Source organism: Streptomyces sp. NPDC058246, assembly GCF_042881985.1.
In the GTDB taxonomy this organism is placed as follows: Bacteria; Actinomycetota; Actinomycetes; order Streptomycetales; family Streptomycetaceae; genus Streptomyces.
Genome location: NZ_JBHVWZ010000006.1, coordinates 55,298 through 80,381 on the forward strand (window position 1 = coordinate 55,298; position 25,084 = coordinate 80,381).

The 25,084-nt window shown below is 70.7% G+C and carries 22 protein-coding genes, 1 tRNA gene and 1 pseudogene; 13 read left to right on the forward strand and 11 right to left on the reverse strand.

Going from position 1 to position 25,084, the window contains the following annotated elements:
- The first annotated feature begins 155 nt into the window (after window positions 1-155).
- Complete coding sequence (locus ACFVXA_RS11045) at window positions 156-1,706, forward strand: FAD-dependent monooxygenase (RefSeq protein WP_390024694.1); 1,551 nt, start codon at window positions 156-158, stop codon at window positions 1,704-1,706.
- A 266-nt stretch (window positions 1,707-1,972) separates the two neighbouring features.
- On the opposite strand, the gene ACFVXA_RS11050 is transcribed toward ACFVXA_RS11045, so the two are convergent.
- A tRNA-Cys gene (locus tag ACFVXA_RS11050) sits at window positions 1,973-2,044 on the reverse strand.
- Window positions 2,045-2,338: 294 nt separating this feature from the next.
- Here ACFVXA_RS11050 and ACFVXA_RS11055 point away from each other — a divergent pair.
- From ACFVXA_RS11055 to ACFVXA_RS11075, 5 genes and pseudogenes are all read left to right on the forward strand, one after another.
- Window positions 2,339-2,652, forward strand: a pseudogene (locus ACFVXA_RS11055) (MFS transporter); the annotation flags it as partial.
- Window positions 2,643-2,813, forward strand: a complete 171-nt coding sequence (locus ACFVXA_RS11060) for a hypothetical protein (protein ID WP_384396280.1) — start codon at window positions 2,643-2,645, stop codon at window positions 2,811-2,813. The pseudogene ACFVXA_RS11055 and the gene ACFVXA_RS11060, both read left to right, overlap by 10 nt.
- A 299-nt stretch (window positions 2,814-3,112) precedes the next feature.
- A complete protein-coding gene (locus ACFVXA_RS11065) occupies window positions 3,113-4,912 on the forward strand; it encodes a DEAD/DEAH box helicase (RefSeq protein WP_362017710.1) in 1,800 nt (599 codons plus the stop codon).
- 537 nt (window positions 4,913-5,449) lie between these two features.
- Window positions 5,450-6,091, forward strand: coding sequence for a helix-turn-helix domain-containing protein (locus ACFVXA_RS11070; protein ID WP_362017711.1), 642 nt, complete (start codon window positions 5,450-5,452; stop codon window positions 6,089-6,091).
- A 306-nt stretch (window positions 6,092-6,397) separates the two neighbouring features.
- Complete coding sequence (locus tag ACFVXA_RS11075; protein WP_362017712.1) at window positions 6,398-7,186, forward strand: S16 family serine protease; 789 nt, start codon at window positions 6,398-6,400, stop codon at window positions 7,184-7,186.
- A gap of 155 nt (window positions 7,187-7,341) precedes the next feature.
- Here ACFVXA_RS11075 and ACFVXA_RS11080 read toward each other — a convergent pair whose 3' ends face one another.
- The 6 genes from ACFVXA_RS11080 to ACFVXA_RS11105 all read right to left on the reverse strand — a co-directional run bounded on the left by ACFVXA_RS11080 (window position 7,342) and on the right by ACFVXA_RS11105 (window position 11,945).
- A complete protein-coding gene (locus ACFVXA_RS11080) occupies window positions 7,342-8,304 on the reverse strand; it encodes a glycine betaine ABC transporter substrate-binding protein (protein ID WP_390024696.1) in 963 nt (320 codons plus the stop codon).
- A complete protein-coding gene (locus ACFVXA_RS11085) occupies window positions 8,301-9,155 on the reverse strand; it encodes an ABC transporter permease (RefSeq protein ID WP_389747521.1) in 855 nt (284 codons plus the stop codon). The genes ACFVXA_RS11080 and ACFVXA_RS11085 overlap by 4 nt, the downstream gene beginning before the upstream one ends.
- Window positions 9,152-9,448, reverse strand: coding sequence for a hypothetical protein (locus ACFVXA_RS11090; protein ID WP_390024698.1), 297 nt, complete (start codon window positions 9,446-9,448; stop codon window positions 9,152-9,154). The genes ACFVXA_RS11085 and ACFVXA_RS11090 overlap by 4 nt, the downstream gene beginning before the upstream one ends.
- Complete coding sequence (locus tag ACFVXA_RS11095) at window positions 9,445-10,656, reverse strand: betaine/proline/choline family ABC transporter ATP-binding protein (protein WP_383735263.1); 1,212 nt, start codon at window positions 10,654-10,656, stop codon at window positions 9,445-9,447. The genes ACFVXA_RS11090 and ACFVXA_RS11095 overlap by 4 nt, the downstream gene beginning before the upstream one ends.
- A 148-nt stretch (window positions 10,657-10,804) precedes the next feature.
- Window positions 10,805-11,452 (reverse strand): ABC transporter permease, encoded by a 648-nt coding sequence (locus ACFVXA_RS11100; protein ID WP_362017716.1) that lies wholly within the window; start codon window positions 11,450-11,452, stop codon window positions 10,805-10,807.
- A 22-nt stretch (window positions 11,453-11,474) separates the two neighbouring features.
- Complete coding sequence (locus tag ACFVXA_RS11105; protein ID WP_362017912.1) at window positions 11,475-11,945, reverse strand: Lrp/AsnC family transcriptional regulator; 471 nt, start codon at window positions 11,943-11,945, stop codon at window positions 11,475-11,477.
- A 122-nt stretch (window positions 11,946-12,067) separates the two neighbouring features.
- On the opposite strand from ACFVXA_RS11105, the gene hppD reads away from it, so the two are divergent.
- Both hppD and ACFVXA_RS11115 read left to right on the forward strand, forming a co-directional pair.
- A complete protein-coding gene (gene hppD / locus ACFVXA_RS11110; RefSeq protein ID WP_362017717.1) occupies window positions 12,068-13,213 on the forward strand; it encodes a 4-hydroxyphenylpyruvate dioxygenase in 1,146 nt (381 codons plus the stop codon).
- Window positions 13,214-13,315: 102 nt separating this feature from the next.
- Complete coding sequence (locus ACFVXA_RS11115; protein WP_362017718.1) at window positions 13,316-14,170, forward strand: Teichoic acid biosynthesis protein C (Precursor); 855 nt, start codon at window positions 13,316-13,318, stop codon at window positions 14,168-14,170.
- Window positions 14,171-14,190: 20 nt separating this feature from the next.
- Here ACFVXA_RS11115 and ACFVXA_RS11120 read toward each other — a convergent pair whose 3' ends face one another.
- Entirely contained in the window at window positions 14,191-15,747 is a 1,557-nt protein-coding gene (locus tag ACFVXA_RS11120; protein ID WP_362017719.1) for a tetratricopeptide repeat protein, read from the reverse strand.
- 92 nt (window positions 15,748-15,839) lie between these two features.
- On the opposite strand from ACFVXA_RS11120, the gene ACFVXA_RS11125 reads away from it, so the two are divergent.
- Complete coding sequence (locus ACFVXA_RS11125; protein ID WP_390024700.1) at window positions 15,840-17,246, forward strand: FAD-binding oxidoreductase; 1,407 nt, start codon at window positions 15,840-15,842, stop codon at window positions 17,244-17,246.
- Between the two features lie 86 nt (window positions 17,247-17,332).
- On the opposite strand, the gene ACFVXA_RS11130 is transcribed toward ACFVXA_RS11125, so the two are convergent.
- Window positions 17,333-17,809 carry an SsgA family sporulation/cell division regulator gene (locus tag ACFVXA_RS11130; protein WP_362017721.1) on the reverse strand — a complete coding sequence of 159 codons (477 nt, stop codon included), beginning with the start codon at window positions 17,807-17,809 and terminating at the stop codon, window positions 17,333-17,335.
- Window positions 17,810-18,040: 231 nt separating this feature from the next.
- Here ACFVXA_RS11130 and ACFVXA_RS11135 point away from each other — a divergent pair, with 231 nt between their 5' ends.
- Together ACFVXA_RS11135 and ACFVXA_RS11140 are read left to right on the forward strand one after the other, a co-directional pair.
- A complete protein-coding gene (locus ACFVXA_RS11135) occupies window positions 18,041-19,585 on the forward strand; it encodes an RDD family protein (RefSeq protein WP_390024702.1) in 1,545 nt (514 codons plus the stop codon).
- Between the two features lie 94 nt (window positions 19,586-19,679).
- Window positions 19,680-20,378, forward strand: a complete 699-nt coding sequence (locus ACFVXA_RS11140) for an RDD family protein (RefSeq protein WP_384017362.1) — start codon at window positions 19,680-19,682, stop codon at window positions 20,376-20,378.
- Between the two features lie 295 nt (window positions 20,379-20,673).
- Here ACFVXA_RS11140 and ACFVXA_RS11145 read toward each other — a convergent pair whose 3' ends face one another.
- Window positions 20,674-20,967, reverse strand: coding sequence for a hypothetical protein (locus ACFVXA_RS11145; protein ID WP_362017724.1), 294 nt, complete (start codon window positions 20,965-20,967; stop codon window positions 20,674-20,676).
- A 440-nt stretch (window positions 20,968-21,407) separates the two neighbouring features.
- Here ACFVXA_RS11145 and ACFVXA_RS11150 point away from each other — a divergent pair, with 440 nt between their 5' ends.
- Complete coding sequence (locus ACFVXA_RS11150) at window positions 21,408-23,765, forward strand: immune inhibitor A domain-containing protein (RefSeq protein WP_383735134.1); 2,358 nt, start codon at window positions 21,408-21,410, stop codon at window positions 23,763-23,765.
- A gap of 121 nt (window positions 23,766-23,886) precedes the next feature.
- Window positions 23,887-24,222 carry a hypothetical protein gene (locus tag ACFVXA_RS11155; RefSeq protein ID WP_362017726.1) on the forward strand — a complete coding sequence of 112 codons (336 nt, stop codon included), beginning with the start codon at window positions 23,887-23,889 and terminating at the stop codon, window positions 24,220-24,222.
- 92 nt (window positions 24,223-24,314) lie between these two features.
- On the opposite strand, the gene ACFVXA_RS11160 is transcribed toward ACFVXA_RS11155, so the two are convergent.
- Complete coding sequence (locus ACFVXA_RS11160) at window positions 24,315-24,899, reverse strand: isochorismatase family protein (protein ID WP_362017727.1); 585 nt, start codon at window positions 24,897-24,899, stop codon at window positions 24,315-24,317.
- Window positions 24,900-25,084: the final 185 nt, after the last annotated feature.

The window sequence follows — 25,084 nt, forward strand, 5'->3', positions numbered from 1 at the left end:
GCCGTAGCCCGGACGCAAACCCCGCGCCGTGGTCCGGACGCAAAGAGGGGCGGTACCCGGAAAGGGTGCCGCCCCTCTTTTTGCGCGTTTGCCGGGTCCGGCATCTCGTGGACGTCCGCTTGACAGCTTAACGGCGTTAAGTGCAGGCTGACGCCATGGAACTTAACGCCATTAAGGAGACGGGTGCGGTGACCGGTGCGGTGCCTGACGTGCTGATCGTGGGCGCCGGGCCGGCCGGGCTGACGCTCACGCTCGACCTGGCGCGCCGCGGCATGCGGGTGATGCTGGTCGACCGGGAGGAAGGCACCTTCCCCGGCTCACGCGCGAAGGGGGTACAGCCCCGCACCCTGGAGGTCTTCGATGACCTCGGTGTTCTCGAGGCCGCCCGGGCCGCGGGCGGGCCCTACCCACCGATGGGTGTGCATCTGGGGCCGTTCACCATGAAGCCGGCCATGATGAAGTCCAGCCCCGAGGAGCCCACGACTCCCCACCCCGACATCCTGCTGCTGCCTCAGTCGTCCACGACGGCGATCCTGCGCGAGGCCGTGGAAGCCCACTCGGTCCGGATCGGCTTCGGTCTCGGGGTGGAGAAGGTCGAGCAGGACGCCCAGTCGGTGACCGCGCTGCTGTCCAACGGCGAGCGAGTGCGGTCGCGCTACCTGGTGGGCGCCGACGGAGGCGGCAGTACCGTCCGCAAGTCCTGCGGGATCCGGTTCGAGGGCACCACCGACGAATCCGACCGGATGATCATCGCGGACGGTGCGGTCGACGGCCTGTCGCGCGACCGCTGGCACGTGTGGCCGCACCTGAGCCGGCGCTTCGTCGGTGCGTGTCCGCTGCCGGGCGGCGAGCAGTTCCAGATCATGTTCAAGCTACGTCCCGAAGACCCCGTCGACCTGACGGACCGGGTTCTCGTCACGCTCTTCGACCACTTGGTCGGCGGCTCGCTGAAGCTGCGGGACATCACCTGGTCCTCGCTGTTCCGGCCCAATGTGCGGCTGGCCGAGCATTACCGCGAGGGGCGGGTCCTGATCTGCGGCGACGCCGCCCACGTCCACACTCCGGCCGGCGCTCAGGGCCTCAACACCGGGATCCAGGACGCCTACAACCTGGGTTGGAAGCTCGGCCAGGTCCTGGCGGGTGCGCCGGAAGCGCTGCTGGACACCTACGAGGGTGAGCGTCGTCCCATCGCCGCGCAGGTGCTGGGCCGCTCGTCCGAACTGTACGAAGGGCTCAAGCGGCCAAGCCTGTCGAAGATCAAGCGCGGCGACGCCGAACGGCAGCTGTCCATCTCCTACTACGGCGGCCCTCTGGCACCCACCTCCGCCGCCCGGACCACGAAGCTGCGCGTCGGGGACCGGGCACCGGACTCCCTGGTACCGGGCACGTCCGCACGCCTCTTCGACCTGTACCGCGGTTCTCACTTCACCCTTCTGGCCTTCGGCGAGCGGGCCGACGCCGCCCTGCCCGTCATCGACTGGCCAGCAGACGGCGCCGAACTCCACCGGCACACGGCCACCAAGACCACCGTGCCCGCGAGCGCAGCCGATGAAGCGATCCTCGACGCGTACGGCGTCACCGAGGACACCCTGGTCCTGATCCGTCCCGACGGCTATGTCGGCCACATCGCGACCACCGACTTCGGCACCTGCCTCGACTCCGTCATCGCCGAAGTGGCCCCGGCACGCCGGACCACATCCCCCTGACCCGCTGCCCGCGACCGGAGCCCTCCGGCCACGGCCGACGAGAGCTACCCGACAGCCGAGAAGTACGCGCTTGGCGGGATCGGAGGCCCCTCGGACACGGCCTGCGTGAGCTGTCGGTGGTGCTGCCGTTGCCGAGCTGCCCGAAGACGTTGCCGTGGGAATTCTCTCCGCGAGAAGAGGCTGAGACGGGAACTGGGACGGACGGCCCAAAGGGCGGCACCCTGGTAGGGGTACCGCCCTTTCGTTTGGCCTGGTCAAGGCAGTTGAGGCCGTGGCGGGAATCGAACCCACGTAACTCGCTTTGCAGGCGAGTCCCTGAACCACTCGGGCACACGGCCAGTCTCAGGTGCGGCACGGCTCACTCGTTCCGAACCTGATGAGTTGACCGTAGGCGGGGCGAGGGTGGGGCTCAAGGGGTGTGCGGGGGCTGCAATGGGACTGCCATACGCCGTTCATGAATCCCCAGGGGTGCCTGGGCAGGGGCGCCTGGGCGTGGGCCGTCGTACGACCAAAGGCTCAGGCGATCACCGTCTTCGGACAGGAGCCAGTGTCGGTTGTGCCCCTTACGCTGACGGCCATGACAGCCCTGGAAGCGTGATGTCACGACGGTCCCGGCCGAGGCCGAGGGCGGTGTGCTGAGCCGGCCCTACCGGGCCTCAGCGTCGGGATCGTGTCCGTCGTGATGTTGATCGCGTTCGAGGCGACGGCCGTCGGGACGGCGATGCCCGTGGCGGCGCGGGACCTCGACGGGGTCTCGTCGTACGCCTTCGCGTTCTCGGGGTACTTCACGACGAGTCTGTTCGGGATGGTGCTGGCCGGGCAGTGGTCGGACCGGGGTGGGCCGCTGGCGTCCCTGACGGCGGGGATCGGGGCCTTCGCGGCCGGGCTGCTGCTGTCCGGGACGGCCGGGGTGATGTGGGTGTCCATCCTCGGGCGTTGCTCGCAGCGGGCGGCGCGGCCTTCGCGGCCCTGGGCGGAGGCACGGTCACGGACGCTGCCGCCTCGGCCTCCGGCTCGCACCCCGCCGCCTTCGCCGCCGTGTTCCTGCCGATGGCCGGGGTGGCACTGGTGGGCGCCTGGGTGACGACGCGGCTGCGGGAGCGCTGATCCGGCCGAGGCGCTGGGCGACCTGCGACCAGGCGGCGGCGTACGGCCTGGTCATCGATGTGGCGGCCGGGGAGGAGAGCGGGATCGGGGTGATCGCGGGGTGGCTGCGGGCTCTGTGAGGTGGATCCCATCCGCGGGTGAGCCGGTGCCGTCCGCGCGTTGACGCGTCCGGGGCGCCGGTAGGGTGGCCCGGTTGTCATACGTAGCCGAGCCGCCCGCCCGTCTCCCGCCACCGCCCTACCCGACGCGCCGCGCGCGGCCCCTTTGATTCGACCACCATTCGACCACCAACGGAGACCGTGACTACCACCGCCGCCAGTGCCTCCTCCTCGCACCACCTCTCACCCGCCTTCCCCGGCCGCGCCCCCTGGGGCACCGCCAACAAGCTGCGTGCCTGGCAGCAGGGGGCGATGGAGAGGTATATCCAGGAGCAGCCGCGTGACTTCCTGGCCGTCGCCACCCCCGGCGCCGGCAAGACGACGTTCGCACTGACGCTCGCGTCCTGGCTGCTGCACCACCATGTCGTGCAGCAGGTGACCGTGGTCGCGCCGACCGAGCATCTGAAGAAGCAGTGGGCGGAGGCGGCCGCGCGGATAGGGATCAAGCTGGATCCCGAGTACAGCGCGGGTCCGCTCAGCAAGGAGTACCAGGGCGTCGCCGTGACGTACGCGGGGGTGGGCGTGCGGCCCATGCTGCACCGCAACCGGGTCGAGCAGCGCAAGACCCTCGTCATCCTCGACGAGATCCACCACGCCGGTGACTCCAAGTCCTGGGGCGAGGCCTGCCTGGAGGCGTTCGAGCCCGCCACCCGCCGGCTCGCGCTCACCGGTACGCCCTTCCGGTCCGACACCAACCCCATCCCCTTCGTCGCCTACGAGGAGGGGAACGACGGGATTCGGCGGTCCTCCGCCGACTACACGTACGGATACGGGTCCGCTCTGGGGGACGGAGTCGTGCGGCCCGTCATCTTCCTGAGTTACAGCGGCAATATGCGGTGGCGTACCAAGGCGGGAGACGAGATCGCCGCCCGGCTCGGCGAGCCCATGACCAAGGACGCCATCTCGCAGGCCTGGCGCACCGCGCTCGACCCGCGCGGCGAGTGGATGCCGAGCGTGCTGCGCGCCGCCGACCAACGGCTGACCGAGGTCCGCAAGGGCATCCCGGACGCCGGCGCCCTGGTCATCGCCTCCGACCAGGACTCGGCCCGCGCCTACGCCAAGCTCATCCGCGAGATCACCGGTACGAAGGCGACGCTCGTCCTCTCCGACGACGCGGGCGCCTCGAACCGCATCGACGAGTTCAGCCACAGCGACGACCGGTGGATGGTCGCGGTGCGCATGGTGTCCGAGGGCGTCGACGTGCCGCGGCTCGCCGTCGGCGTGTACGCCACCACCATCTCCACTCCTCTCTTCTTCGCGCAGGCCGTCGGCCGTTTCGTACGGTCGAGGCGGCGCGGCGAGACCGCCTCCGTCTTCCTCCCGACCGTCCCCGACCTGCTCGGCTTCGCCAACGAGATGGAGGTCGAGCGCGACCACGTCCTCGACAAGCCCAAGAAGGAGGGCGAGGAGGACCCGTACGCCGAGTCCGAGCAGGAGATGGAGGAGGCGAACCGGGAGCAGGACGAGGACACCGGCGAGCAGGAGCAGTTCTCCTTCGAGGCGCTGGAGTCCGAGGCCGTCTTCGACCGGGTCCTTTACGACGGCGCCGAGTTCGGCATGCAGGCCCACCCGGGGAGCGAGGAGGAGCAGGACTACCTGGGCATTCCCGGGCTCCTCGAACCCGACCAGGTCCAGTTGCTGCTCCAGAAGCGGCAGGCGCGGCAGATCGCGCACAGCCGCAAGAAGCCGGACGACGAGGCCGACCTCCTCGAACTCCCCGCCGAGCGGCGCCCAGTGGTCTCCCACAAGGAGATGCTGGAGCTCCGGAAGCAGCTCAACACCATGGTCGGCGCGTACGTCCACCAGAGCGGCAAGCCGCACGGCGTGATCCACACCGAGCTGCGGCGCGTGTGCGGGGGGCCGCCGAGCGCGGAGGCGACGGCGGGGCAGCTGCGGCAGCGGATCGCCAAGGTGCAGGAGTGGGCCACCCGGATGCGGTGACGCTGGGCGCTGTGCCTGTACGGGGAGTGTCCATGCGGGTCCGCTCCGGTCCGCTGCGCTCGGCTCCGGTCCGCCCCGCTCGGCTCCGGTCCGCTCGGCTCCGTTCCGGTCCGCTCGGCTCCGGTCCGCCCCCTCCGCTCTGGCCCGGTCCGCTCCATTCCGCTGCGGTCCGGTCCGGTCCGCTCCGGTTGTTGGCGCGCGCGTACCCGCGCGCGCCCTGGCATGTGCGCTGTGTGCATGAGGAGCGCGCGCCGCGTGGCGGGTGCCGTGCGTATCGGGGCAAAGGGAAGGAGTCCGTACCGGCCACTGCCCGGATTCTGGACGGAGACTTCCGCTGAGCGGACCGGCTTCGCTACTGTCCGCGTACGCACACGCCCCGTGGCAGCGCCGCCGCGGAGCGCAGCCGTGTAGCGACTCCGCCCGGGAGGAACTCGGGTGGTCAGCCGACCGGCGGCCTCTGAGGCGCGTCGCCGACGGGACTCGGTGGCGCAACCGCCGCGAGGGGGCCGTCGACCTCACCACTAAGGAGTGGGCGTCGTGACCGCGGAGACCTCTCAGACGCTCGACCGGGGACTGCGCGTCCTCAAGCTGCTCGCCGACACGGATCACGGGCTGACCGTCACCGAGCTCTCGAACAAGCTGGGTGTCAACCGGACCGTCGTGTACCGGTTGCTCGCCACGTTGGAGCAGCACGCACTCGTACGCCGTGATCTGGGTGGCCGCGCCCGGGTCGGGCTCGGGGTGCTGCGGCTGGGGCGTCAGGTGCATCCGCTGGTACGGGAGGCCGCGCTGCCCGCGCTGCGATCGCTGGCCGAGGACATAGGGGCCACCGCTCATCTCACGCTGGTCGACGGGACGGAGGCGTTGGCCGTCGCCGTCGTGGAGCCGACGTGGACGGATTATCACGTCGCCTATCGTGCCGGGTTCCGGCATCCGCTCGATCGGGGGGCCGCGGGGCGGGCGATCCTCGCCGCCCGGCAGGCGTCGGCGGGGGAGCCGGGGTACACGCTGACGCATGGGGAGTTGGAGGCGGGGGCCAGTGGGGCGGCGGCTCCCCTGATCGGCGTGACGGGGGTCGAGGGAAGCGTCGGCGTGGTGATGCTCGCCGACGCCGTCCCCGAACGGGTGGGGCCCCGCGTAGTGGACGCGGCCCGCGAGGTCGCGGACGCCTTGCGCTGAGGCTCGCTGCCTGGCTGAGGCCCGCTGTAGCTGAGGCCTGCTGAAGCCGAGCCCTCTGTAGCTGAGGACAGCTGAAGCGTGGCCTGCTGAAGCCGAGGCCCGCTGCCTGGCTGAAGCCCGCTGTCTAGCTGCGGCCCGCTGCCTGGCTGAGGCCCGCTGAAGCCCTTCGTCCGTGCGGACGGTCTCTGCGGGGCCGGGCACCCCGGGCGCCGCACCGGACCGCTTCCGGAGGCGCCGTGTCGCTTCACGACCGCGCGGCGGGACCTGTACGGAGGCCGCGCGGCGCGGTGCCGTTAGATTGATCCCGTGCTCTCTCGCCTCACGCGCCCCAAGGCCCTCGCCGTCTGCGCAGTTCCCGTCGTGGCCCTGCTCGCCACGGCGGTGTTCGCGCCGCTGCCGTTCTCCGTGGCGCAGCCCGGTATGACGGCGAACGTCCTCGGCGAGAACAAGGGCGACCCGGTGATCACCATCAGCGGGGCGCCCACCCGGGACACCAAGGGGCAGCTGCGGATGACGACGATCGAGGCGACCGGGCCGGACGCGCACGTCTCGCTCGGCGACGTGCTCAGCGGCTGGTTCGCCACGGACCGGGCCGTGCTGCCGCGCGACTCGGTCTACCCGAGCGGCAACAGCGTCAAGGAGATCGAGCAGCACAACGCCGAGCAGATGAAGCAGTCCCAGGACTCGGCCACCGAGGCGGCGCTCTCGTACCTCCACGAGAAGAAGGACGTCAAGGTCACCCTCAAGCTTGCCGACGTCGGCGGCCCCAGTGCCGGGCTGCTCTTCTCGCTCGGCATCGTCGACAAGCTGGACGGCGACGGGAGCGGGGGCGACCTCACGGGGGGTCGCACCATCGCGGGTACCGGGACGATCGACACCGATGGCACGGTCGGCGCGGTGGGGGGCGTCGCCCTCAAGACCCAGGCCGCCCGCCGCGACGGCGCGACGATCTTCCTGGTCCCGAAGGCCGAGTGCTCGGACGCGAAGTCGGAACTCCCCAAGGGGCTCCGCCTGATCCCGGTGACCACGCTCAAGGGGGCGGTGGACTCCCTGGTGTCCCTGGAGAAGGGAAAGGGCTCGGTTCCCAGCTGCTGAGCCCCGGCCAGGTGCGGACGGCTGCTGAGCCCCGGCCAGGTGCGGACGGCTGCTGAGCCTGAGCCCCGGCCAGGTGCGGGGACAGGTACGCCACATCGGCGAGCAGTCGCCCAGACGTCCAGACGTCGTCCTGCAGAGAGTCCCCCCGCAGCGCCTCAGCCCGCCGTCACGAACCCCTCCGCCACCATCCAGTCCAACGCCACCTCGTGCGGGTCCTGTCCCTGCACGTCCACCTTCGCGTTCAGCTCCTGGGCCACCGTGTTGTTCAGCTTCTTCGTCACGGGGTCGATGACCTCGGCGATGGCCGGATACTTCTTCAGGGCCTTGGAGTTGATCTCGGGCGCGGCGTTGTAGTTGGGGAAGAACTTCTTGTCGTCCTGCATCACCTCCAGGTGCATCGACTTGATGCGCCCGTCGGTGGTGAAGACCTCTCCGTAGGTGCAACTCCCCTTGGCCACCTGGGTGTAGATGATCCCGGTGTCCATCTGCGTGATGTTCTTCGCCGGCACGCTCATGCCGTACGCCTTCTCCATGCCCGGCAGTCCGTCCGCCCGGTTGGCGAACTCGCTCTCGACGCACAGCGTGACCGCGCCGGGGTCCTTCTTGGCCAGCGCGGCCACGTCGGAGAGCGTCTTCGTGCCGTACTTCTTGAAGTTGGCCTGGTTCATGGAGAGCGCGTACGTGTTGTTGAGAGCGGACGGCGGCAGCCACGTCAGGCCGTTCTTGAGGTCCGCTTCGCGCACGGCCTGCCACTGCTGCTGCGGGTCGGGGATGGGCTTGCTGTTGCCGAGGTACGTGATCCAGGCCGTGCCCGTGTACTCGTACATGGCGTCCGCGTCCCCGCTCTTGACGGCCTCGCGGGCGCCGATCGACCCCTGGATGCCGGTGCGGTCGAGCACGTGCGCACCGGCCGCCTGGAAGGCGATGCCCATGATCGCGCCGAGGATCAGCTGCTCGGTGAACTCCTTGGAGGTGACGGTGAGGTCGGCGCCCTTGAGCGGCTCGCCCTGCCCGATCGAGCCGGGCCTGACGTTGTCGACCATGGGGGAGCCACTGGTCAGGCCGCAGCCGGAGGCCAGCACCAGGATCCCGGCCAGCGTCAGACACGTACGCCTCATGAACCCGCCTCCAACCCGCGCGGGCGCAGCAGCAGTTCCGCCAGTGAGGCCAGCCAGTCGACGAGCAGCGCGAGTGCCACCGTGAGGATCGAGCCGAGCACCAGGACCGGCATGCGCTGGGTGGTGATTCCGGTGGTGATGAGGACGCCGAGTCCGCCGCCTCCGCCGAAGGTGGCGAGGGTCGCCGTGCCCACGTTCAGGACCAGGGCGGTGCGGACACCCGCGAGGATCAGCGGGACGGCCAGCGGGAGTTCGATCCGGGACAGGACGCCGAGCGGTGACATGCCGATGCCGCGCGCGGCCTCCAGCAGGATCGGGTCGTTGGCCTTCAGGCCCGCGATCGTGTTGGAGAGGACCGGCAGGACGGCGTAGATGATGATGCCGATCAGGGCCGCCTTCTGGCCGGTGCCGAGCCAGATGACCAGCAGGGCCAGCAGGCCGATCGCCGGGGTGGCCTGCCCCATGTTGGCGAAGGTCATCGCGATGGGCGTGGCCTTCCGGAACGCCTTACGGGTGAGCAGGATGCCCAGCGGGATCGCGATGATCAGCACGAAGAAGGTGGAGATCACGGTCAGTTGGACGTGCTGCCACAGGGCCTTCGACACCTGGCCGTTCGACAGGGCGTTCTCGGAGATGGCGTCGAGGTTCGCCTGCTGGAACCAGAGCCAGGTCGCGAGCAGCAGGGCCACCAGGACGGCCGGCAGAAAGGTCAGTTTCTGCCAGGTGATCCGGCGCTTGAGCGTGACGACCGGCGGCGGGGCCTCCTGCTCGGCCTCGCCGTCGTCCCGGAACGCGAGCCCCTTGACGTCGTGCTCGCCCTCGGGCCGCTGATCCGTAGGCGGTGTGTTCACCCCGTCGCCTCCCACCCGCTCACGCGGTCGCCGGCTTCCCACTCGCTCACGCCGTCGCCCGCTTCCCGGCCGCTCGCGCCGTCGCCGGCTTCCCACTCGCTCACGCCGTCGCCGGCTTCCCGGCCGCTCGCGCCGTCGCCGGCTTCCCACTCGCTCACGCCGTCGCCGGCTTCCCGGCCGCTCACCCCATCGCCCGCTGCCCACTCGCTCACGCGGTCGCCAGCATCCCGGCCGCTCACCCCATCGCCCGCTGCCCACCCGCTCACGCCGTCGCCCGCTTCCCCGCCGTTCACGCCTTGGCCTCCCCGCTGCCCGTGCCCTCCTGCTCGAAGTGGGTCTGCTGGGCGCGTGCCTCCTGCAGCTCGTGCTGGTGCTCCATCGCCTCCAGCCGGTCGGCCTCGAGGAGCTCGTGCACGGAGTTCATCAGCGTCTCCATGTCGACGACGCCGATGTACTCGCCGCGCCGCCCGGTGACCGCGACCCGGCCCGTGTTGTCCGTGAGCACCGCCTCCAGGGCGTCCCGCAGCGTGGCGTCCAGGGTCACCGTGTCGTGCACGAGCGTGCCCGCGCGTGCCAGCGAGCCCTTGGCGCGCATCAGATCGCCGCGCCGCAGCCACTTGTAGGGGCGGCGCCGCTTGTCGAGCAGCAGGATCTCGTTCGTACCGCTCGCCCGGAGCAGGTTGAAGATCGATTGCAGCGGGTCGTCCACGGTCACCGTCGGATAGTCGGTGACCTCCACATCCCGTACGCGCGTGAGATTGAGCCGCTTGAGGGCCGCCCCCGCGCCCACGAACCCCGACACGAAGTCGTCGGCCGGGTTGGTGAGGATGGCCTCCGGGGTGTCGAACTGCGCGATGTGCGAGCGTTCGCGCAGGACCGCGATCCGGTCGCCCAGTTTGATCGCCTCGTCGAAGTCATGGGTGACGAAGACGATCGTCTTGTGCAGTTCGTGCTGGAGCCTGATCAGCTCGTCCTGGAGATGGTCGCGGGTGATCGGGTCGACGGCTCCGAACGGCTCGTCCATCAGCAGGACGGGCGGGTCGGCCGCCAACGCCCGTGCCACGCCGACGCGTTGCTGCTGACCGCCGGAGAGCTGCCGCGGATAGCGGCCCTGGAACTCGGCCGGGTCGAGCCCGACCAGGTCCAGCATCTCCTCCACCCGCGCCCGGATCCGCGGCTTGGGCCAGCCGACCATCTTCGGTACGAGCGCGATGTTCTGGGCGACCGTCATGTGCGGGAAGAGCCCGGAGGCCTGGATCGCGTACCCGATCTTGCGGCGCAGCTTGACCGGGTCCATGTCGGTGACGTCCTCGCCGCCGATGCGGATGCGGCCGCTGGTCGGTTCGATCAGCCGGTTGATCATCTTGAGCGTCGTCGACTTCCCGCACCCCGACGGGCCCACGAAGACGACGAGTTCGCCCGCCTTGATCTCCATGTTGACGCTGTCCACGGCCGGGTCGTGGCTGCCGGGGTAGCGCTTGGTGAGGTGCTCCAGCTCGATCGTGGCGCCGGTAGTGGAGGTGTGCGCGGGCGCGGCGGCCGCTGTGCTCCCGGCGCTTCCGCTGCCCCCGGCGTTTCCGCCGCTCCCGGCGCTTCCGCTGCCCCCGGCGCTCCCACCGCTTCCGCTGCTCCCGCCCTTCCCGGCCGTTTCAGACACGGATCCCCCTCGGAATGGTCAGCCGCCCGATGAGGACGTACGCGGCGTCGAACAGCAGCGCCAGGATGATGATCCCGAGCGTCCCCGCGAGCACCTGGTTGAGCGCGTTCTTGCTGCCCAGGGAGCCGATGCCACGGAAGATCTCGTTGCCGAGGCCGGGCCCGGAGGCGTACGCCGCGATCGCCGCGATCCCCATCAGCATCTGCGTGGAGACCCGGATCCCGGTGAGGATCGGCGGCCAGGCCAGCGGCAGCTCGACCCGCACCAGCCGGGCCAGGCGGGACATCCCGATGCCCGTCGCCGCGTCCACCAGCGCGGGATCGACCCCGCGCAGACCGACGATCGAGTTGCGCACGATCGGCAGCAGCCCGTACAGCGTCAGCGCGATCACCGTGGGCGGGACGCCCAGGCCCACGATCGGGATGAGCAGACCGATCATCGCGAGCGAAGGGATCGTCAGGATGGTCGACGTGGAGGTCGTCGCGAGGCTGCCCGCCCAGTCGCTCCGGTAGGTGATCACGCCGATCACCACCCCGATGAGCGTGGCGACGACCATGCACTGGAAGACCGCGCTGGCGTGCTGGTAGGCGTCCGTGAGCAGCTGCTGGTGGCGGCTGCTCAGGTACTCCCAGAAGTTCACGCCACCTCACCCCGGTCGTCGTTCAGTGCTCGGTTGCCGCCTGCTCCACCAGCGGGATGATCCGCAGCGGAACGGGGTTCTCCATGACGATCGCCGTGGAGGCCCGGACGATGCCATCAAAACCGACAACCCGGTCGATCACACGTTGGAGATCGGCGTTCGAGCGGGCCACCAGCCGGCAGAGCATGTCTCCGCTGCCGGTCGTCGTGTGCAGCTCCAGCACCTCAGGCACGGTCGTCAAGTGAGCCCGCACGTCCGCTCCTTGCCCCTGCCGGATCTGGAGGGTGGCGAACGCCGTGACCGGGTAGCCGAGCGCGGCCGGGTCCACCTGCGGCCCGAACCCCCGGATGACTCCATTCGATTGAAGCCGGTCGAGCCGGGCCTGCACGGTGCCGCGCGCGACCCCGAGCCGCCGGGACATCTCCAGGACGCCGATGCGCGGTTCCTCGGCGAGCAGCACGAGGAGCCGGCCGTCCAGATGATCGATCGCCACGAGGGCCTCCGGGATGGTCATCCTGTACAGAACGCCCGCCGAAACGCGGGATCGCCTGAGCATATTGCCCAGCCGATACACGAACTATTGCGCACCTTGCGGAACGGAGGGAGCCTGCGGCCATGACGCAGACCACACATCACACTCCCGACACCGCCCGGCAGGCCGACCCCTTCCCGGTCAAGGGAATGGACGCGGTCGTCTTCGCCGTCGGCAACGCCAAGCAGGCCGCGCACTACTACTCCACGGCCTTCGGCATGCAGCTCGTGGCCTACTCCGGACCGGAGAACGGCAGCCGCGAGACGGCGTCGTACGTCCTCGAGAACGGCTCGGCCCGCTTCGTCCTCACCTCCGTGATCAAGCCCGCCACCCCCTGGGGCCACTTCCTCGCCGAGCACGTGGCCGCGCACGGCGACGGCGTCGTCGACCTCGCCATCGAGGTCCCGGACGCGCGTGCCGCGTACGCCTACGCCGTCGAGCACGGCGCCCGGTCGGTCGCCGAGCCGTACGAGGTCAAGGACGAGCACGGCACGGTCGTCCTCGCGGCGATCGCGACGTACGGCGAGACCCGCCACACGCTCGTCGACCGCTCGGGCTACGACGGCCCGTACCTGCCCGGTTTCGTGGCCGCGAAGCCGATCGTCGAGCCGCCCGCCCGCCGCACCTTCCAGGCCGTCGACCACTGCGTCGGCAACGTCGAGCTCGGCCGCATGAACGAGTGGGTCGGCTTCTACAACAAGGTCATGGGCTTCACGAACATGAAGGAGTTCGTGGGCGACGACATCGCGACCGAGTACTCGGCGCTGATGTCGAAGGTCGTCGCCGACGGCACGCTCAAGGTCAAGTTCCCGATCAACGAGCCCGCCGTCGCCAAGAAGAAGTCCCAGATCGACGAGTACCTGGAGTTCTACGGCGGCGCGGGCGTCCAGCACATCGCGCTGAACACGAACGACATCGTCGAGACCGTACGCACCATGCGCGCGGGCGGCGTCCAGTTCCTCGACACCCCCGACTCCTACTACGACACCCTCGGCGAGTGGGTCGGAGACACCCGCGTCCCCGTCGACACCCTGCGCGAGCTGAAGATCCTCGCCGACCGCGACGAGGACGGCTATCTGCTGCAGATCTTCACCAAGCCGGTCCAGGACCGTCCGACCGTCTTCTTCGAGATCATCGAGCGGCACGGCTCGATGGGCTTCGGCAAGGGCAACTTCAAGGCCCTGTTCGAGGCGATCGAGCGGGAGCAGGAGAAGCGCGGCAACCTGTAGGAAGCGGAGCGACCCGCGGAACGTGCAACCGGCGAACGCCGGTTGACGCTCTCAGGTCCTGTGGGCGCCACGGGGGCGCCCACAGGACCCGGGGGAGGGCCCGTGGCGCGCATAGATCTGTCCACACCGTCCGAGCGGTGGCTGTGGAAGAAGGACACGCTCCAGGAGCCGACGGTTGCGCAGTCCTTCGCCTTCGACGAGACGAACGAGCACCTGTACGTCCTCCAGGTCACGACGGGCGGCGCCGAGGCCGGCGACCTGTGCCTGAACAAGCTCGACTTCGAGGGCGACCGGCTCGGCCACATGTATCTGCGCGGCTTCGGGCACGGCGTGAGCATGGGCGTGCAGAACGGGGCCGACGGCTCCGTCTGGATCTGGACCGAGGCCGCCGCGGTGGGCGGCTACGGCCAGGGCGTCACTCGCTTCCACTTCGCCGACGGCGCCTCCCGCACCCTGGACCAGGTCAACGTCCGCCGCCCGGTCCCGGGTTCCACCAACAACCAGCCGGCCCTCTGCATGGCGACGAGCCGGATCGCCGTACGCCACCGCGTCGACAACGTGCCGCGCTACCGCGTCTACGACCTCGACACCTTCGTCTCCGGCGACTACACCGCCCACCTCGCCGACTTCCCGCAGACCGGCGCCCACCCGGACCCCGGCATCCCCTTCCAGGGGTACGCCCTGCACGGCGACTTCCTCTACCAGCTGGCCGGCACGGCGTACGACGACGCCACCAACCCGCCCTCCGGACACGGCAACGCCTACGTCTCCTGCCTCGACATCCGCACCGGCGCCCTGGTCCAGCAGACGCGCACCGAGGCCGGCTACTCCCTCGACCACCGTGAACCCGAAGGGCTCGCCGTCCGGCGGGACGTCGGCCCCCGGCTGTGCATCGGCCTCGCCTCGGGCGCGGTGGGGGCCCGCAGGTTCTCGGTCTACTACAAGGAGTACGGGTAGGCCGCGCCACGAAGCGGGGATCAGCGCGCCGCCGAGTGCTTCGGGGCAGGCGTGACGGGCTTACTGGGCTGGCGCTGGGTGCGCGGTGTGCCGGGCGCGACGGGGGCGACCGGCAGCACGGCCGGCTCCGGCTCCTCCGGCGGCGGCCCCTCGTCGGGGGGTTCGCCCAAGGCCGTCAGGGCCTCCTGCGCCACGGGGGCGAGCAGCGGCGAGAAGTACGGGTTGACGCGCAGGGCGTCGGCGAGGTGCCGGCGGGCCGGGCCGTCGAGCCCCAGGTCACGTTCGATCTGGCCCCGGTGGTAGGCGTACAGCGCGTTGCGCACACCGCCGCCGTGGTCCTTGTCCGTGGCCTTCGTGGCGAACTCGAGCCCCTCCTCGTCCTGCCCGGCCCGGTGCAGCGCCCAGCCGAGCGCGTCCGCGACCGGAATGCCGGGGTGCCGGCTCCACTCGGCGCGCAGCCGCCACACCGCCTCCTCCGGGTCGCCGTGGTCCGCCTCGAAGAGCCCGAGGACCAGCTCGTCGTCCACGCCGCCGGTCTCCGCCTGCCGCACCCGCTCCCGCAGCAGGTCGTACTGCGCACGCGCGGCCCCGCCGAGCCCCAGCTTCTCGTACAGCTCGCCCATCTCCAGGGAGTAGCGCGGCGCGGGCCGCCCGGCGAGCGCCTCCTGGTACGCGCGCAGCGCCTCCGACACCCGCCCCAGCGCGGCCAGCGCGCGCCCCTGCCCGGCGAGGGCCGCGTGCTCGTCGGGGTCGGCGGCGAGCGCGGCCTCGTAGTAGCGCAGCGACTGCTCCCGGTCGCCGCGCTGCCACGCCAGCTCACCGGCCTGCTGGAGGAAGGCCGCCCGCTCGGGCGGCGTCGCCGCGGCCGCCGCCGCGTCGGCGATCGAGGCCGCCGCGTCCTCGCGCCAGCCGCGGTCCCAGTAGACGCGCGCGGCCGATGCCTTCACCGCGGGACCGGAGTGCAGCGCCTGGAGCTTTTCGAGGGTGCTGCGGGTGGCCTTGTAGTCGCCGAGCCCGGTGTACGCGTCGATCAGCAGCGGATACGTCGTCCACCGCTTCGGCGCCTGCTTCAGGGCCTCCTCGCCCCACTTCCTGGCCGCCTGGAAGTCGCCCCGCGCGTTGGCGAGCTCGGCCAGCCCGTCCAGCGCCTCCACGTTCCCTCGCGGCGTGGTCTGCAGCGAGGTGCGCAGCGCCTTGTCGGCCTTCGGGAAGTACGCCGGCGTCGCGGTCCGCCGCGCCTGCTCCACATACGCGCCGCCGAGCACCGCCCACGACTGCGCGTCGCGCGGATGGGCCCGCAGATGGGCCTCGCGATCGCCGATCAGCGCCGCCAGATCGGGCAGCGCGACGGGCACCCCGGCCCCGACCGCCGTCATCGCCCGGGCCACCGGGCCCGGCGCGGGCGGCGGCGCCACGGTGTGCCGCACGGGGGGCAGCAGCACCAGCACACCGCCGACGACGACGCCCCCCACGACCACACCGATCAGCGCGCCCTTCACGGCGCGGGGAAGACGCGGCCCGGGGGGCTCCTGAGGATGCAGCCCGCTGAGGACCGGCTGTCGCTCGTGGATCACCATGCCGCTCACTGTGCGTCAATACGAAGACCACATCACGGCACGCGAAGGGTTCCACGGACGGGGTTCACACCGATGGCCCCGAGTGCGACGCTGTGATCATGAGCCGTATCGAAGCCCCGCGCGACGAGGTCACCGGCAACCTCGTGGACCGTCTGCTGAGCGGCCTGCCGGCCGAGGCCGTCCTCACCGACCCGGACGTCACGGTCGCCTACGCGAACGACATGGCGAGCTTCTGCGAGGCGGGCAGCCCGGCCGTCGTCGTCCTTCCCCGCACCGTGGAGCAGGTCCAGCACGTCATGCGCGTCGCGACCGACCTGCGCGTCCCGGTCGTCCCGCAGGGCGCCCGCACCGGCCTGTCCGGCGCCGCCAACGCCTCCGACGGCTGCATCGTGCTGTCCCTCGTCAAGATGGACCGGATCCTCGAGATCAACCCGGTCGACCGGATCGCCGTCGTCGAGCCCGGCGTCATCAACGCCACGCTCTCGCGCGCCGTCGGCGAACACGGCCTGTACTACCCGCCGGACCCCTCCAGCTGGGAGATGTGCACGATCGGCGGCAACATCGGCACGGCCTCCGGCGGCCTGTGCTGTGTGAAGTACGGGGTGACGGCCGAGTACGTCCTCGGCCTCGAAGTCGTCCTCGCCGACGGACGGCTGATGTCCACCGGCCGCCGTACGGCGAAGGGAGTCGCCGGGTACGACCTCACCCGCCTCTTCGTCGGCTCGGAGGGCTCGCTCGGCATCGTCGTACGGGCGATCCTGGCCCTGCGGCCGCAGCCGCCGCAGCAGCTGGTCCTGGCGGCGGAGTTCGGGTCGGCGCGGGCCGCCTGCGACGCCGTGGTCCAGATCATGGAGGGCGGACACGTCCCCTCCCTCCTCGAACTCATGGACCGTACGACGGTCAAGGCCGTCAACGGCCTGGCCCACATGGGCCTCCCGGAGACCACCGAGGCCCTCCTCCTCGCCGCCTTCGACACCCACGACCCGGCGGCCGACCTCGCCGCCGTCGGCGCCCTGTGCGAGGCCGCCGGCGCCACCCAGGTCGTCCCGGCGGAGGACGCGGCCGAGTCCGAACTCCTCCTGCAGGCACGGCGGTTGTCGCTCACCGCGCTGGAAGCGGTCAAGGGCACGACGATGATCGACGACGTGTGCGTACCGCGCTCCCGGCTCGGCGACATGCTCGACGGGATCGAGCGCGTCGCCGAGAAGTACGCGCTGACCATCGGGGTCTGCGCGCACGCAGGCGACGGCAACACCCACCCCACCGTCTGCTTCGACGCCGGCGACCCCGACGAGTCCCGGCGCGCCCGCGAGTCCTTCGACGAGATCATGGCCCTCGGCCTGGAACTCGGCGGCACGATCACCGGCGAGCACGGCGTGGGCGTCCTGAAGAAGGAGTGGCTGGCGCGCGAGATCGGCCCGGTGGGCGTGGAGATGCAGCGCGCGATCAAGGCGGCGTTCGACCCGCTGGGGCTCCTGAACCCGGGCAAGCTCTTCTGACCGGCATCTTCGCGGCCGGCCCGCCGCCGCTCCCGCAAAGCCGGCCGATCACCGTTGTGGTTCCTCAATTGACGGCTGGGGTGGCTTCACTCACCGCCGTCCTTGGATTCGTCCGACGGCCAGGGGTCCCGCAGCCACAGATCGTCGGCCGGGGTGGGAGCGAGCAGCTCGGCCAGGCCGTCGTCGATGCCGAGCTGCTCGGCCTCAGAGCCCGGGGGAACCGCCCGCAGGGTGCGCTCCAGCCAGGCGGACACCTGCGCGGCGGGCGCTTCGAGCAGCGCGTCGCCGTCGGGCGAACTCAGCGCCATCAGCACGACGCCGCGGCCGGCGACCTTCGTCGGCCACACCCGCACGTCACCGTGCCCGCACGGCCGGAACACCCCCTCGACGAGCAGCTCGCGGGCGAAGGTCCAGCTGACGGGATGGTCGGAGCCGATGTGGAAGGTGATGTGGACGGCGTACGGATCGTCGGTGCGGTAGCTGAGCCGGGCCGGCACGGGGATGCTGCGCTCGGGCGACAGGACGAGTTTGAGTTCGAGTTCGCGTTCCACCACGGTGTGCATGTCGTGCGTTTCCTCTCGCGTACGGGGCCCTGGGGCGGGCCCGTACGAGTGGAGAGGGGGGTGGGCACGGAACCATTACGCGGGTTCCGGGAAGTTTTTCCGGGCGGTGTCCGTAGGTGTCGGAACCTTGCTCGAAAGGGGTGGGTCCGGCGGGAGCGGCCGTGACCCGTGCGCCGGTCTGATAGATGTGGAGCCTCAACAAGACCCCCGAGCAGATACGGGACGACGGACATGAGCGCCCCAACCCCGGCCCCCGGTGACGACAGGCCCCGCGAAGGGTATTACCCGGACCCCTCCATTCCTGGATATGTCCGGTACTGGAACGGTGCCGCCTGGGTACCGGGTACGAGCCGCCCGGCCCCGTCCGACGGCGAAGGGCTCGCGCCCCCGCCCGGCGTGCGCCCCGCCCATGTGCCCTCCCCCGAGCTCTCGGCTCCGCCCGAGCGGGGAGGCGCCCCCATGGCGGCCGCCCCGGCGGAGGAGACCGGCCCGCACTTCTTCGACGAGGACCCGCAGCCCCCGGTGTCGCCCGCCGACGCCCAGCACGGCAGCCGGCCCGAACCCGCCGCCGCGTGGGGCGCCGACCGCTCCCGGCAGTCCGGCTTCGGCGGCGAACAGGACCGCCGGGTCTCCTGGGGCAAGCCCCAGGGCACCGACCCGCGGGTGCCGCACGCGGCCCCGCCGGGCGACGCGGTCGTCCAGCCCGACGGCACGTCCTCCCGTACGGACGGCACGGCGACCATCCCGCCCGCGGACTCCGGCAACGGCCCGCAGCCCCCGGCGTCCGGCGGCACCGTGGTGTTCCGGCGTCCCACGGGACCGGTGCGCCCCGCGGGGAGCGAGAGCTCTGGCGGCGCGGGCACTCCCGCGAAGCCGGGTTCCGCCACGCCCGGCGCCCCGGACCCCCTTCCTTCCGAGGGCACCATGACCTTCCGTGCGCTCTCCCCGCGCACGCCGCAGCAGGGTGGGCGCACGGGCCAGGCAGCGGGCGCGTCCGGCGCACCCGCTGCCGCACCCGGCTTCGGCGCCGGACAGGCAGCCCAGGCAGCCGCAGCCGCCCGCAACGCCCCCTCCGCCCCCGCCACTCCCTCCGCCCCCGCCACGCCGTCCGTGCCCCAGCAGTCGGCCGGCCCCACCCCCATGACCAGCGGCCCCGGGGGCGGCCAGCCCTCCTGGGCCCAGCAGGTGCACCGGCTCGCGGGGGCCGGGGCCGACGAGGGACAGCCGCCGGTCGTGCCGTGGAAGCCGCCGGTGGACGACGTCTTCCAGGCGGCCGCGCGGCGGCAGTCCGCGGCCAGGCCCGCGGGCCTGGGCAAGCGGCTGGCCGCACGGCTCGTGGACACCGTCGTCCTCGCCGGTGTCACCGCAGCGGCCGCCGTGCCGCTGGGCACCAGGGCGCTCGACCACATCAACGAGAAGATCGACGCGGCCAAGCTGTCCGGCGAGAAGGTCACGGTCTGGCTGCTCGACGGCACGACCACCGGCTACCTCGGCGTCATCCTCGCCGTCCTGCTCCTCTTCGGCGTCCTCTACGACGCGCTGCCCACCGCCAAGTGGGGCCGCACCCTCGGCAAGAAGCTGTGCGGCATCGAGGTGCGCGACATCGAGGGCCACGAACCGCCGGCCTTCGGCGCGGCCCTGCGCCGCTGGCTCGTCTACAGCGTGCCGGGCCTGCTCGCTGTCGGTGTCATCGGCGTCCTGTGGTGCCTGTTCGACAAGCCGTGGCGCCAGTGCTGGCACGACAAGGCGGCGCACACCTTCGTAGCGGCCTCGTAGTGGCTTCGTAGCGGCGTCGGCGCAGCCGTCCGGGGGTTCCCCCGGACGGCCCTCGCCGGATGCGGAGCCGGAAGGTTCGCGGTCGACTCGGGCCATGAGCAGCGAACCGCCGCCCCCCGGCTCGGGCCAGCCCCCGGACGACGACCCGTTCAAGAAGCAGCCCCCGCCCGCCGAGGGCGGCGGCTCCCCGTACGACAGCCCCACACCGCCCCCGGGCGGCGGCTCCCCCTACGACAGGCCGTACGGGGATCAGCCGCCTCCGTTCGGCGGCGGCCAGCCACCCCCGCACGGCGGCGGCGGTCCCTACGGCGCAGGCGGCCCCTACGGCGGCGATCCGCTCGCCGGGATGCCCCCGCTCGCCGACAGTGGCAAACGGGTGCTGGCGAGAATCCTCGACATGATCCTCGTGGGCATCGTGGTGTGGCTGCTGTCCTGGGCGTTCGGGTTCCACCCGTATACGGTGAACACGGACCAGATGGAGTTCGGCGACTCCTTCGGGAAGGAAGTGGTCGCCGCCATTCTCTACATCGCGTACGACACCGTGATGATGAGCAGGACGGGCCAGACCGTGGGCAAGAAGCTGCTCCATCTGAGGGTGGCCGACCTCGCCAACGGCGCCACGCCTTCCGTGCAGACCATGCTGGTCCGCTCGCTGGTCCTGTGGCTGCCGTTCGCCTTCTGCTGCGCGTGCATCTGGACCGCGATCGCGGGCGGTTGGAGCTTCTTCGACAAGCCCTACAAACAGGGCCTGCACGACAAGGCGGCCAAGACGGTGGTGGTCAGCACCAGTTGACGCAGGTCAGGGCGGCGGCGACGCTCCGACTTCCGGCGGGTCCGTGTCTCACGGGCCCGCCGGTTTCGTGCACGAGGTCTCGAGGGGCCGCCGGTTTCGTGCACGAGGTCTCGAGGGGCCGCCGGTTTCGTGCACGAGGTCTCGAGGGCCCGCCGGTTTCGTGCACGAGGTCTCGAGGGCCCGCCGGTTTCGTGCACGAGGTCTCGAGGGCCCGCCGGTTTCGTGCACGAGGTCTCGAGGGGCCGCCGGTTCGCGTACGAGGTCTCGAGGGGCCGGCCGGTTCGCGTACGAGGCTTCAGGGGCCGGCCGGTTCGCGCACCGGCTGGGGTGCCGCGGAGGCGGAGACGGACGCGGTCTCGCGCTGCACCGGCACCCGCTCCTCCACGACGGGCGCGGAAGCGGCGGTGGACGGCGTGCGCCTCGGCAGCGGGACCGTCAGCGCGACGAGCAGTCCGAGCGCGAGCGCCGAGAGGGTGATCACCGCGATCCCCAGGCCCGAACTCGTCTGAGACAGCAGCAGCATGGCGAGGGTGGAGAAGATCACGGTGCAGGAACCGTAGGCGAGCTGTGCGGCGGTCGGACGAGGCATGGCAATCGTGTCCTCGGGTGGGGGTCTCCCCCCGGTGCCTCTCGCGATGGGGGAGGTGCGGATAAGAATCGGGGGTGAGACAACGGTGTCGGCTTGGCTTTCCACCGACGTCCGGCGCTCCGCCAATCGACTCTATTCGCCTGCATGCCCGAGTGGAACGACTGGTAAGCGTGACCTTACCCACGGTGCCGAAGCACAGGGGGCGCACGGAGTCATCACGTCCACCAAGTGGACAGACGAGCGCGCCCGTTGAGGGTCTCCCGGAGCGTTCGGATGGCGAACATCTGCTCCGCATAATGCACTTGCCAGGTTCAAGTCAAGGTCTGTCTTTTCTTTAGTAACTCCGGTCAAATGTCGTCACTTGAATCGCGTAACCGCGCGCGGACCATCCGAGACCGGGATCCCTCCACCGCGTGAGCGGGCGCGGGGGAGGACATCAAGTGACCAGCAGACCATGGACGTTCAGAGCAACCGCGGTGGGCGTCGCCCTCGCGGCGGCCACCGCCACGTTCTCTACGTTCGCCGTGGCGCAGGCCGACGACGCGTCGTCGTCGGCGACCGTGGAGCGCCACGATCCGCAGCCGGCCAGGACGAAGGTCGAACACGACCTCGACGGCCCGCTCAGCAAGACCCAGGACGCACAGCGCCAAGAGGCCCTGAACCAGGTCATATCCGGTGGCGCCAAGGTCCAGGACCGCAATGGCTCCCAGGTCGTCCAGCTGAAGAGCAAGAAGGGCGGCAGCAAGTACGTCGAGCTCGGCCGCGAGAAGACCGACAAGATCTTCACGATCCTGGTCGAGTTCGGCGACAAGGCCGACAGCTCGGCGGGCGGCACGGCCGGTCCGCTGCACAACCAGATAGCCGAGCCGGACCGGGCCAAGGACAACAGCACGGCCTGGCAGGCGGACTACAACCAGAAGCACTTCCAGGACCTCTACTTCGGCACCGGCAAGAACGTCGAGTCGATGAAGAAGTTCTACGAGAAGCAGTCCTCGGGCCGCTACTCGGTCGACGGCGCGGTCGCCGACTGGGTCAAGGTCCCCTACAACGAGGCCCGTTACGGCAACAACGCCTGCGGCTCGACCAACTGCCCGAGCGTGTGGAACGTCGTCAGCGACGGCGTCACCGCGTGGGTCGCCCAGCAGAAGGCCGCCGGCAAGACCGACGCGGCCATCAAGGCGGACCTGGCCAACTTCGACCAGTGGGACCGCTACGACTTCGACGGCGACGGCAACTTCAACGAGCCCGACGGCTACATCGACCACTTCCAGATCGTGCACGCCGGCGAGGACGAGTCCGCGGGCGGCGGTGTCCAGGGCACCGACGCGATCTGGGCCCACCGCTGGTACGCGTTCGGCACCGACGCGGGCGCCACGGGTCCGGCCGACAACAAGCTCGGCGGCGCCCAGATCGGCGACACCGGCATCTGGGTCGGCGACTACACCATCCAGCCGGAGAACGGCGGACTCGGCGTCTTCGCCCACGAGTACGGCCACGACCTCGGTCTGCCGGACCACTACGACACCAGCGGCGGCGGCGAGAACTCCACCGGCTTCTGGACCCTGATGTCCTCCGGTTCCTGGCTCGGCACCGGCAAGGAGTCCATCGGCGACCTCCCCGGCGACTTCAACGCCTGGGACAAGCTCCAGCTCGGCTGGCTCAACTACGACACCGCCAAGGCCGGCAAGCAGTCCACGCACAAGCTGGGCGTCGCCGAGTACAACACGTGGAACAAGCAGGCGCTGCTCGTCACGCTGCCCGACAAGGAAGTCACCACCACGGTCGTCACCCCGGCGCAGGGCTCCAGCCAGTGGTGGAGCGGCAGCGGTGACAACCTCAAGAACACGCTGACCCGTTCCGTGGACCTCACGGGCAAGTCGGCGGCGAAGCTGACCCTCGACGGCTGGTACGACATCGAGGCGAACTACGACTACCTCTACACCGAGGTCTCCACCGACGGCGGCGCCAACTGGACCGCCCTCGACGGCACGGTGGACGGCGCCGCCATCCCGCGCGACGGCAGCGACAAGCCCGTCCTCACCGGCACGGTCGACGGTTACAAGAAGCTGTCGTACTCGCTCGACGCCTACGCGGGCAAGAAGATCGACATCCGCTTCCGCTACCAGACGGACGGTGGCGTGGCCCTGAAGGGCTTCGCGGCCGACGAGATCACCGTCACCGCCGACGGTTCGGCGCTCTTCTCGGACAACGCCGAGTCGGCCGACGCCGCTTGGACGGCCACCGGCTTCTCCCGCATCGGTGCGTCCTTCACCAAGGACTACGCGCAGTACTACATCGCGGAGAACCGCCAGTACGTCTCGTACGACAAGACCCTCAAGGTCGGCCCGTACAACTTCGGCTTCTCCACGACCCGTCCGGACTGGGTGGAGCACTACCCGTACCAGAACGGCCTGTTGATCTGGAAGTGGGACACCTCCCAGGCGGACAACAACACCAGCCAGCACCCGGGTGTCGGTCTCGCGCTTCCGGTCGACTCGCACCCGAAGGCCCTGTGGTGGTCCAACGGCACGCTGCAGCGCAACCGTGTCCAGGCCTACGACTCGACGTTCAGCCTCTACCGCACGGACGGCATCACGCTGCACAACGCGGACGTCGCGACGAAGATCCCGTCGTCGAAGGGGGTGTCGGTCTTCAACGACCACACCAGCGACTACTACGACAACAGGAACCCCACCGGCGGCGTCAAGATCACTGACACCAACACCAAGATCCAGATCGTCAAGGAGGCCAAGGACGGCTCCACGATCTCGCTCCGGGTCGGCCCCGCAGTGAAGTAGTCAGCGTTTTCGCAGGTCAGAAGCGTATCGGCGGTGACCCCCTGGCGGGTCGCCGCCGATCGTGTTTAGGTGCGTCCTGTGGCTCTCTTATTGACACCGGACGAAACGGGGATGTGACTGCATGGCCGCGGGAGGTTTCTGCAAGCTGCCGAACGGCAGTGTGGTGGTGGCACTGAACCTGCCCAGCCCCGCGGGCTCGGGCAGCGGCTGCGTGCGGGTCCTGGTGCTCGCCCAGAACCGCGCCCGCGCCCTGACGCGCCTGCGCAACCTGGGCCTGCGAGCCGTCTACCTGCGGGGCAACGCGGCCCCGCCCACCCCCGACGAGATCACCGCCGTCCTGCACCACCCCGACGGCCTCATATGGCGTACGGCCCCTGACAACGGTGTCGCCGAACTGTCCCAGGAGCTGTGGCACCCCATCAGGGCTCTGCTGAGACGCCCGGCGGCGCAGGCATAACCAACCCCGCACAGCCCGGCCCGCCGGAGGCCCCTGGGTGCTCCGGTGGGTCTGCCGGGCGCTTCGTGGGCCTGCCGGGCGCTCCGGTGGCCCTAGACGACGGGCTTGCCCGTGAGCTCCACCCCGGCCGTCCGCAGCTCCTCGAGGGCCCGCTCGGTCGTCTCCTCGGCCACTCCGGCCGTGAGGTCGAGCAGGACCTGCGTGCGGAATCCCTCGCGGGCGGAGTCGAGCGCGGTCGCGCGCACACAGTGGTCCGTGGCGATACCGACCACGTCCACCTCGTCGATCTCGCGGGCCCGCAGCCAGTCGGCCAGCGAGACGCCGTTCTCGTCGGCTCCCTCGAAGCCGCTGTACGCCGCCGCGTACGCGCCCTTGTCGAAGACGGCGTCGATCGCGCCGGAGGCGACCGCCGGGGCGAAGTTCGGATGGAAGCCCACGCCCTCCGTGCCGGCCACGCAGTGCGCGGGCCAGGAGTGGACGTAGTCGGGGTTGTCGGCGAAGTGGCCGCCGGGGGCGATGTGGAGGTCGCGGGTCGCGACGACATGGCGGTAGCCGGCGGGCGCCTGCCCGATCAGCTCCGTGATGGCGGCGGCCACATCGGCACCCCCGGCCACCGCGAGGCTGCCACCCTCACAGAAGTCGTTCTGCACGTCTACGACGATCAAGGCGCGGCGCATGGTCGGTGTCCTTCGACTATGGGGTCGGCAGTGGGGGTCCCCCCCGTTCGAGCGAAGCCGAGAACTTGGGGGAGGGTGCGGGCCCGGCCGGATGAACTTCCGAGCCTAGAGACTTCAAGTGCGATACGGGAGGGGGCTTTTGGCTTCCGCGGGCCGCGCGGGCACGCTGCCGTTGCATTCCCGCT

Coding starts and splice junctions, on each gene's coding strand:
- ACFVXA_RS11080 (WP_390024696.1), bottom strand. CDS start 8,304: ATGAGGCGTACGTGTCTGACGCTGGCCGGGATCCTGGTGCTGGCCTCC.
- ACFVXA_RS11045 (WP_390024694.1), top strand. CDS start 156: ATGGAACTTAACGCCATTAAGGAGACGGGTGCGGTGACCGGTGCGGTG.
- ACFVXA_RS11130 (WP_362017721.1), bottom strand. CDS start 17,809: ATGCACACCGTGGTGGAACGCGAACTCGAACTCAAACTCGTCCTGTCG.
- ACFVXA_RS11120 (WP_362017719.1), bottom strand. CDS start 15,747: ATGGTGATCCACGAGCGACAGCCGGTCCTCAGCGGGCTGCATCCTCAG.
- ACFVXA_RS11140 (WP_384017362.1), top strand. CDS start 19,680: ATGAGCAGCGAACCGCCGCCCCCCGGCTCGGGCCAGCCCCCGGACGAC.
- ACFVXA_RS11160 (WP_362017727.1), bottom strand. CDS start 24,899: ATGCGCCGCGCCTTGATCGTCGTAGACGTGCAGAACGACTTCTGTGAG.
- hppD (WP_362017717.1), top strand. CDS start 12,068: ATGACGCAGACCACACATCACACTCCCGACACCGCCCGGCAGGCCGAC.
- ACFVXA_RS11155 (WP_362017726.1), top strand. CDS start 23,887: ATGGCCGCGGGAGGTTTCTGCAAGCTGCCGAACGGCAGTGTGGTGGTG.
- ACFVXA_RS11145 (WP_362017724.1), bottom strand. CDS start 20,967: ATGCCTCGTCCGACCGCCGCACAGCTCGCCTACGGTTCCTGCACCGTG.
- ACFVXA_RS11135 (WP_390024702.1), top strand. CDS start 18,041: ATGAGCGCCCCAACCCCGGCCCCCGGTGACGACAGGCCCCGCGAAGGG.